General features: G+C 57.5%; 9 protein-coding genes. 4 read left to right on the forward strand and 5 right to left on the reverse strand.

The genetic code is table 11. The features are described 5' to 3' along the window. The 4 genes from B4F73_RS06985 to B4F73_RS07000 form a co-directional block, all read right to left on the reverse strand. A partial coding sequence (locus B4F73_RS06985; RefSeq protein ID WP_290482847.1) for a DUF6498-containing protein occupies positions 1-347 on the reverse strand: 347 nt, incomplete at its 3' end. Then, on the reverse strand, positions 344-943 hold the full coding sequence (locus B4F73_RS06990; RefSeq protein WP_290482848.1) for a hypothetical protein: 600 nt from the start codon (positions 941-943) through the stop codon (positions 344-346). The genes B4F73_RS06990 and B4F73_RS06985, both read right to left, overlap by 4 nt. Before the next feature lie 16 nt (positions 944-959). Then, complete coding sequence (locus tag B4F73_RS06995; RefSeq protein ID WP_206992205.1) at positions 960-1,649, reverse strand: M23 family metallopeptidase; 690 nt, start codon at positions 1,647-1,649, stop codon at positions 960-962. A gap of 32 nt (positions 1,650-1,681) precedes the next feature. Further along, positions 1,682-3,013, reverse strand: a complete 1,332-nt coding sequence (locus tag B4F73_RS07000) for a flavin-containing monooxygenase (protein ID WP_290482849.1) — start codon at positions 3,011-3,013, stop codon at positions 1,682-1,684. Positions 3,014-3,103: 90 nt separating this feature from the next. Between B4F73_RS07000 and B4F73_RS07005 the strand changes: the two genes are divergently transcribed. Genes B4F73_RS07005 through B4F73_RS07015 form a run of 3 tightly spaced genes read left to right on the forward strand, consistent with a single transcriptional unit; the run spans position 3,104 to position 4,499 of the window. Further along, positions 3,104-3,583: a PaaI family thioesterase gene (locus B4F73_RS07005; RefSeq protein ID WP_051607972.1), complete on the forward strand. Its 480-nt coding sequence runs from the start codon at positions 3,104-3,106 to the stop codon at positions 3,581-3,583. 11 nt (positions 3,584-3,594) lie between these two features. Beyond that, complete coding sequence (locus tag B4F73_RS07010) at positions 3,595-4,023, forward strand: PaaI family thioesterase (protein ID WP_206992203.1); 429 nt, start codon at positions 3,595-3,597, stop codon at positions 4,021-4,023. A gap of 26 nt (positions 4,024-4,049) precedes the next feature. After that, a complete protein-coding gene (locus B4F73_RS07015) occupies positions 4,050-4,499 on the forward strand; it encodes a DUF6265 family protein (protein ID WP_290482850.1) in 450 nt (149 codons plus the stop codon). Positions 4,500-4,621: 122 nt separating this feature from the next. On the opposite strand, the gene B4F73_RS07020 is transcribed toward B4F73_RS07015, so the two are convergent. Then, on the reverse strand, positions 4,622-4,765 hold the full coding sequence (locus B4F73_RS07020) for a hypothetical protein (protein ID WP_290480449.1): 144 nt from the start codon (positions 4,763-4,765) through the stop codon (positions 4,622-4,624). A gap of 3 nt (positions 4,766-4,768) precedes the next feature. On the opposite strand from B4F73_RS07020, the gene B4F73_RS07025 reads away from it, so the two are divergent. After that, entirely contained in the window at positions 4,769-6,346 is a 1,578-nt protein-coding gene (locus tag B4F73_RS07025) for a hypothetical protein (RefSeq protein WP_290482851.1), read from the forward strand. The last annotated feature ends 88 nt before the right edge of the window (positions 6,347-6,434 follow it).

The raw sequence follows: 6,434 nt of genomic DNA on the forward strand, positions 1-6,434 counted from the left end.
AATCCCGGCATACCGGAGCTGCCAGTGGTAGATCCGCTCGTCGCGAGTGCCTGGATGAAAACGCCGTGACCAAAACAGAACATGCCATAATGGAGTGTAAAGAATGGCACGATGAAGAGCACGGTAAACAGGTTCACGATGTTCCCGGCGAGCGTTGCAACCATGCGCAATACGGTAAACATGCCAATGACAAGGTTTTCCAGCCAGTAGAGCGCCACAAGCGGCGTTGCGCCCCAGCCGAAAACGAGCACCGCAAGGATCGGCAACAAGTCCACCAAGAGAACAGCCACCGCGATCGGATCGCGATAGGTTCGCGCAATCAGGTCAGGATCAAGGAAAGACTTCACTCGATCTCCAGATTGGGCACCAAATTCGGCATGGGGTCACTGGTTGGCTCGTAGCGAAAGGTGTGACCGGGTACCCAGCCATCACGAGTCTCGAATTCTGATTCCGACACCAGTGCGCCGTCTTCAGTCATGCGACCGGTCGAGCGCACGCCAATAATATCGCTCAGGCCGGTCACCTCTTCATACGCGGTCCAGCTGTTATCTTCATTGAGCGTGAAGCTGCCCGATGTCCGGAAGCCGGCACTGGTAATGTAGACATAGTCGAGCTTCTCCGACTTCTGGTTCTTCTGGACGTAAGTCAAACCGCCATAAGAGCCATCCGCCAGCACGTGTCGATTGACCAGAACCGAACCGCCCAGATCCCAGTTCCATTCGGAATAATCAGCCGGCTGGCCGCGCTCTGCGTCTGCCTGACTTGGTTCGCCGTACCAGCGCGTGCCCACCAAATCTGCCAGCATACCGAAATCCGCCGCGAAAGCGCTTTCCTCACTGATAGGTACGCTGGTCGAAACCGACTCTCCGTCTGGCATGGGCCCTGTCGTACATGCCCCAAGCATGAACGTCGACACGATGCCCGCGATCCAAAACCCCCTCATATCGTCCTCCCAGTCCCTAATAGGCCTGAGCATACTCATAAGGTGGAAATGAAAAAGGGTCACGCGGCATGAGGCCTTTGGAACCGCGCGGGTTCCTGTAGTCGCCTGTCAGGATTTCGAAGTGGATATGAATGGCGGTCGCATTGCCGCTGGCCCCCATGAAGCCAACGGGCTGGCCGAAGCCAATTGTTGCGCCCTTGGTAACGCCCGGCTGGATATAGGCGAGGTGAGCGTAACGCGTGTAAACGCCCTTGCCATGATCGATCAGCACCATGTTGCCATACCCTGTCGAGACACGGGACTCGATGATTTTGCCCGGTGCACTGGCGTAAATCGTCCCCGCCGGGCGAGACTGCAGGTCGATACCATCGTGTCGCCTGCCAAAGCGCTGGCCAAAGCCTGACGTGAGACAGACATCATTTGCCGGCGCGGCGGCAAGCGGTATGCCGTTCACCACCACGATCGGCTTGTAGTTCACGACCCAGCCATCCTTGTCCACGATCGGCGAATTGGAGACCCGGATCCCGTAACAAGCTCGCAAATAGGCGTTCGGAGCGAAGGGTCCCTGCTCTGCCACAGTGCCCACGGGCGCCGCACCGACAGACGCGTCAGGGGTTTCTGCCGGCGGATAGTGTATCTTCACCGGCGCTGGCGACGCACAAGCAGCCAGCAATAAGGCGGCAGACAGGAAAGGCAATCGGGTCATGGGCCCTCTTTATACCCCCCGACCGGTTAACATCAGGCAACCACGCGCGCGCGCTTCGCCCCCTGTTCAATCTCTTTCTTCAGGTCTTTGCAATAAAGATTGAAATCGACCTGCATCCGATGGCGCGGACTGTCATAGAAATGACCAAGATGCTGCTGTTCATCTTCTTTTGTAATCCGCTCCATCTCCTGGATTGACGGAAACGCATATTCGCCGTTCAGCGCTGCGCCGACCAGTTTGGATTGTTGCTCGGCGAAGTTCACGAGCGTGGGCAAAGGCTGCGCCAGGCCGAGGAAAAAGATGGTTTCACGTCCCGGTTTCACCATACGCTTGTAAAGCGGGAACACGTTTTCCTTTGGGGTCAGATCGTCCTGCTTCAGGAACGGGAACGTCACATTGTAGCCTGTCGCCCAGACAATCGCATCGATCTTCTCCCGTGTCCCATCTGTGAAGACCACACCGTCTCCATCAAGACGTTCGATACCCGGCTTGGGGCATATGTCCCCACATCCGACACGCGTCAGGAATTCACCGGATACGGAGGGATGCCCATCGAGCGGCTCATGGTCCGGCTTTGGTAGTCCATAATCCTCCATCATGCCGATAGTTTTCTTGATCTTCTTGCGCGCCAACGCACGCCCAATCCCCGATGGCAACCAGCCTGGCAACACGGCCTTGTCGGCCGGCTGTCCATCCATGTATTTCGGCAAGACCCAGACACCTCGACGCATGGATATAAACAGGCGCTCGGTCAGGGGACGCTGGGAAAGCTCCGACGAGATATCCATGGCCGAATTCCCGCCGCCAACAATCATGGCGCGCTTGCCCCGGAAGTCATATGGCTCGAACGGATCCGTATAATTGTGCGAATGTACCTGATAACCATCGAACGACCCCGGATATTCCGGCATGCGCGGATCCCAGTGATGTCCGTTCGCCACGATAACGGCGTCATATTCGCGGCTTTCACCGGTTGATAGCGTCACTTTCCATCGATTGCCGGGCAAGTCCGCGACATCGGTCACCGCCGTGTTGAACGTGATTGTTTCGCGCAACCCAAAATGATCGACATAGTCGTGGAAGTATTGAAGCAGTTGGGAATGGTGGGGGAAATCCGGCCAATCCTCAGGAACCGGATAATCCTCAAAGGCAAGGCGCCACTTCGACGTATCGATATGGAGAGACTGATAGCAAGACGAAGCGCCGTTCGGGTTTTTGTAATACCAATTGCCGCCGATATTGTCCGACATCTCGAAACAATCATACGGGATGTCATAATCCTTCAGACGCTTGGCCATCGTGAAGCCGGAGCACCCTGCCCCAATGATACAAACCTTGGGCTTCGTCGCGCCATCAAATGCCATCTCATCTTCCTCCACATGAGCTCTTTGTTTTGCTCTATCGCCAATGATGTTATCCGGGCAGAACGACTCGTCAAACGAATGAGGACCATTATGAGCGATGACGCCGCGTCATCTCCCGCGCCTTGGGAGGTCATGAACGAAAACATAGACATGATCAGTGGCGGTATCCCGTGGGGACGCCGCATGGCGTTCCGGTTTACCCGTATTGAGAAAGGTCATGTCTGGGGCCTGCAGCCCTGGAAAGAACGCCTGGTGGGTGATCCGGACACCGGCGTGATTCATGGCGGCGTCCTGACCGCATTTCTTGACAATTTGTGCGGTACGGCCGCCAGCTCTGCCCTGCCCAAACCGCGTTTCGTGGCGACACTGGACTTGCGTCTCGACTATATGCGCCCGGCTGACAAGGGACGCGACATTATTGGCGAAGCCGAATGCTATCACGTGACGCGGAACATCTGCTTCACCCGCGCTTGGGCCTATCATGAGAGCCGCGACAAGGTGATTGCCACCGCCGCAGGTGCATTCGCCATCAACAAACCGCGCTCGGTTGACAGCATGAGGACGATGTAGTGGCGAATGACATGGATACGACTGAACAGACGCGCGCCGATGAAGTCCGAGCCTTCATTGCTCGCACCCCCCTCGCTCAGGAAATGGGCTTGAGATGCGAAGTCATGGGCGACGAAATGACAATGATCATGCCGTATCAGGAAAAGCTGATTGGCAATTTCATGATCAAGGCTATTCACGGCGGCGCCATCGCCGCCTTTCTGGAACTGACATCGCAGGCACAAGTGTTTCTGGTTACCGAGCATCTTGAGCGTCCGCCGCGGCCTATCAATCTGACGATCGACTATCTCCGCCAGGGCCACGCCAAAGACCTCTACGCCCGCGCAGAAATCACCAAGATGGGGCGGCGCATGTGTTCGGTCCGCGCAGAGGCGTGGCAGGATGAACGCGCCAAGCCGGTTACGACTCTGATGGCGCATTTCATGGTATCAGGGGACTAGAGCCCCGACTGAATGCAGGTGATCACATGAAACGAAGCTTGCTTGGACTTCTTGCGCTGGCTGGCTGCACATCAACCGGTCCAGTCGAACCAGGTCCGTCCGCGCACCCTTTAGCGTGGATTACAGGCTGTTGGATCAGCGAAAGCGGAACATCAAAGGAAGTCTGGTCAATGCCGGAAGCGGGCTACGTTTTCGGCTATGCGGTGACACTGGGTGATGGCAGCGTGAGCTTTTTTGAGCAGATGCGCATCAAACCCGGCCCGCTCTACGTGCTCAATGTCTATCCGGCGGGCGTTGGCCCGTCGAAATTCGTGGAAAGCCTGCAGGGGGACCAGTCCGTTACCTTCATCAACAGCGCACACGACTATCCGCAGCTAATTCACTACCAACGCGAGGGCGACGCTCTGAAAGCGCATATTGCGCTGGAAGACGGGTCCAACCGGCGAGACTTTTCCTATCAGGCCTGCAACGACTGACACCGGCCCTCAGCGCCTGTTTGGGCTTTTCTTCATGTTTTCGGCCTAGTGTGCACCCCTGGACGACGGGGAGTCAGCACGCGGTGCAACCTGAAAATACATCGCTACGCTCTCGGCTCTCGTCACTGCTGCCGATAGGGACTTTTCTGCTCATTGCCATAGGTCTGCTGGCTGGCGACGCCGTTAATGGCAGCACGGTTCAGGATATTGACGACATCGCCCGGCGGCTGCAAATCGCCGACCTGCTGCGCGATGGTGAGTGGCATGATTTGACGTGGCCCTTTCTGGCCATGCCGGAGCCGTACGTCTCACCTTGGTCGCGTCTGGTTGATCTACCATATGTGCTGGTCACTTGGCTATTCCAGCCCGCTCTTGGACAGGATGCGGCGTTCGAGATAGCTCGTTTTGTCGTTCCACTGCTCTGGCTCATCGCATATGCGTGGCTGGCCGTGCGGCTGATCCGGGAGATCCTTGGGGAGCAGCCAAGCCTGCCGCAGATTGGCGCTGCGGCGGTCGCCTCCCTGTTTGCCGTAATCGAGTTCATGCCAAACCGGGTCGACCATCACAATGTCCAGATCTTCCTGCTGCTCGCGCTCTGCCTCGGGATCGTATCGAATCATCGGTTTGCCGGCATTCTCATCGGCGTCGCGAGCGTCCTCTCCATCGCTGTCGGCCTCGAGTGCGCACCCTACATTGCGCTCGCCCTTGCAGGAGTAGCTATCCACGCAGCCCTCGCGCCAAATTCGACCATGGTAGCGAGGTTGAGCCTCACTGGATGGTCATTGTCGGCATTCACCCTGCCCGCCGGGCTGCTCCTGACCGGCGGGACTCTTTTCCAGACGCAGTGCGATGCCCTGTCAGCCCCTTGGGCCAGCGCCTTGATAGCGGCTGGAGTCGTAGCTGCGGGCGCGCCTGTCATCTGGAAACGTCTTGGCCTGCACAGCCCGACCGCGCGACTAGGAGTGCTCGTGGCAGGTGCGCTTGTTGTTCTGGGCGTTCTGTGGACGGCGTTTCCCGAATGCCATGCAGGCCCCTACACCATGATCAATGAGACTGCCCATACTTACTGGATCTCGAATGTCATCCAGGAAAAGGGACCTGCAGGTGCCTTCGCACGTGGCGAGAACCTACTCGTGCTCATCTTCATGGTTCTACTGGCGCTCACACTCGGCGCATGGATGAACCCCAAGACTTACCGGTCTCCCGTTCTGATCCTACTGCTGATAGCTACGCTGGGCACACTGCTCACAGCCTGGCAAATGCGAAACTTCAAATTTCCCGCCGCGCTCCTGCCCCTCTTCCTCCCCCTGTTCATCGAGAGGGTAAGGGAGAATGGGGGCGCACGAAGAGCCATCGCGGTCTTGTTGCCGCCCGCGCTCCTGCTGGCCAGCTTCGCCCTGCTCGTCAAACCAACAGGCCGGGCGCTCACCTTGATCGATTACATGGAGGGCGATGCATGCCGGGATGCCGATCTCTCCAGCCTGGAGACGTTACCGGCCTCTAGGATCATGGCACCGCTCGGCCTGTCTCTCACGCTGGCGGAATACATCTCCGACACAGGCTCCCCACACAAGATTGCCGCGATGCCGTTTCACAGAGCCTCCCCAGGCATCGAACGCGTCTTCCAGACCTTTGCGTTGACAAACCCGGAGCTGCGCAAGCAAGCGCTTGCACCTTATAGCTATGTAGCGATTTGCACCCTGCCTGAGACGAGCGCTGATCCGAGCGCGGCCCTTCTCTATGCGACCCTGAGTTCCAGCAAGGGCTGGCCGGGTCTTGTAGAAGTCTCACCAATAACCAGGTCACGTCTGAGACTTCTCGAGATTGATCACGATACGGTCGAATAATCTCGCGCTACTCGCCCAATCGTTCAACGGCGGCAGGTTCTCCATCGAACAAAGATACATATTGCTGCTTCACGGACTCACGGAACAC

It is taken from the genome of Hyphomonas sp. UBA3601 (assembly GCF_002375605.1).
In the GTDB taxonomy this organism is placed as follows: domain Bacteria; phylum Pseudomonadota; class Alphaproteobacteria; order Caulobacterales; family Hyphomonadaceae; genus Hyphomonas.

Excerpts from the sequence above, each read along its gene's own strand:
- B4F73_RS07010 (WP_206992203.1), top strand. The coding sequence starts at position 3,595 with ATGGATACGACTGAACAGACGCGCGCCGATGAAGTCCGAGCCTTCATT.
- B4F73_RS06990 (WP_290482848.1), bottom strand. The coding sequence starts at position 943 with ATGAGGGGGTTTTGGATCGCGGGCATCGTGTCGACGTTCATGCTTGGG.
- B4F73_RS07020 (WP_290480449.1), bottom strand. The coding sequence starts at position 4,765 with ATGCCACTCACCATCGCGCAGCAGGTCGGCGATTTGCAGCCGCCGGGC.
- B4F73_RS07000 (WP_290482849.1), bottom strand. The coding sequence starts at position 3,013 with ATGGCATTTGATGGCGCGACGAAGCCCAAGGTTTGTATCATTGGGGCA.
- B4F73_RS07015 (WP_290482850.1), top strand. The coding sequence starts at position 4,050 with ATGAAACGAAGCTTGCTTGGACTTCTTGCGCTGGCTGGCTGCACATCA.
- B4F73_RS07005 (WP_051607972.1), top strand. The coding sequence starts at position 3,104 with ATGAGCGATGACGCCGCGTCATCTCCCGCGCCTTGGGAGGTCATGAAC.
- B4F73_RS06995 (WP_206992205.1), bottom strand. The coding sequence starts at position 1,649 with ATGACCCGATTGCCTTTCCTGTCTGCCGCCTTATTGCTGGCTGCTTGT.